This is a genomic window from Burkholderia sp. A9 (assembly GCF_000801975.1).
The window spans coordinates 1-1,419 of record NZ_JSZN01000054.1 but is presented as its reverse complement, the minus strand read 5'-3'; the positions used below and the strand labels follow the sequence as shown (position 1 = coordinate 1,419).

Below are 1,419 nucleotides of genomic sequence, written 5' to 3'. Positions count from 1 at the left end.
GGATCGCGTCGGCCTTCACGCTGCCGGACCTCGGAATCCTGTTCGTGCGACTGGCCAGCACGGTCAAGTTGTGGATCTGGGCGATGCCCGGTCTGCTGATCCTGGCCGGAATGGGCTACGCACGCAGGCGCGAAAACATCGCCGTCCAGTTGCTCACAGCGTCGGCCGTGCTGACCTACTTCGGCTATTTCTTTGTACCGTTCGATCAGGGGAACGGCTGGGGCTACCGCTACTTCCATCCGGCATGGAGCGTGCTGCCCATCCTCGCCGGCGCAGCCGTCGCCGGCTCGCTTCCGCACCGGAACGACGCAACGCCCGCTGCCCTGCGCAATCTGGCGGGATCCCTGATTGTGTGCAGCCTGATGATTCTCGTGCCGTGGCAAATGACAAGCATCGAGCACCACATCAGCACTCAGTTGGCACGCATCCCGGAAGTCCCGGCCGACAAGCGCAGCATCGTCTTTCTTTCCGTCGAGCGTAGCAAGTTTCTCATCGACCTTATCCAGAACGATCCTTACTTGCGGAATCGATCGATTCGGATGATCAGTTCCGGAGAACATCAGGACGCGGAATTTCTGCGCAATGCGCACATCGATGCCGTGCCGCTTCCGGCGACGGAATTCGGACAGGCGTGGCTGATCCGGTAATGCGGCGACATGCCCCTGATCCATCTCAGCGGATCATTGCGTCAGCAGATAATCGCTTCGCTTCCGCGTAGTCGTGTGTCTTGAGCGGAAACATGATTTGCTTTCGCAGGAAGTGCGCTTGACGCTCGACGAGAATCTTGCGGCCAGCCCCTTTGCCGCCTCCGCTGTGCCACGATTTTCCGTCAACCGCGCGAGAGCGGCGCCCACGGCGCCGGGCTGCCTCGCGCCCACCAGAGTGCGTGTCACGCGAATCAACGCACTGATCGGCTAGCTGCTCGACCGTGAGAAGTGCCTGCACGGACATTGGCCCCTTGTTGCGCTATGTCACATTTGTGCACACGGCGGCGTTGATTGGCTGATGCCTGCAAGATTGACGCTGACGGTCACTGAACTATCGGTAGAGTCGCGGAGGGATTTCTACCGATCACCGGCGCAATGGCTGAAGATGGCATTGCGCCACAAATTTGCCACACACGATGTGGAAAAAAACTGCGCCAGAATGCAAAACAACGCACTACATCGCGAGACGTAGTGCGTTGTTTTCACTGGAATTTATGGTGGAGCGGAGGAGGATCGAACTCCCGACCTTCGCATTGCGAACGCGACGCTCTCCCAGCTGAGCTACCGCCCCAACAGACAACCATCATACACATGCATTTCCGCGCTTGGCAATAGGGGTTCCGTCACCCCGAACGCGTCACTTCGACGGCGCGCCGGCGAGCACCCATTCGACCACGGACCGGAGATCCGCATCGCTCATGCGCGGGTGCGC

Annotated in this window: 1 tRNA gene and 2 pseudogenes; 1 reads left to right on the top strand and 2 read right to left on the bottom strand. The window is 59.9% G+C overall.

Annotated features, from left to right (window positions below):
* Positions 1-647 (top strand): annotated as a pseudogene (locus PI86_RS15300) (hypothetical protein); the annotation flags it as partial.
* A gap of 555 nt (positions 648-1,202) precedes the next feature.
* Here the strand turns inward: PI86_RS15300 and PI86_RS15295 are convergent.
* Both PI86_RS15295 and PI86_RS17810 read right to left on the bottom strand, forming a co-directional pair.
* Positions 1,203-1,278, bottom strand: a tRNA-Ala gene (locus PI86_RS15295).
* A 66-nt stretch (positions 1,279-1,344) separates the two neighbouring features.
* Positions 1,345-1,419 (bottom strand): annotated as a pseudogene (locus tag PI86_RS17810) (c-type cytochrome); the annotation flags it as partial.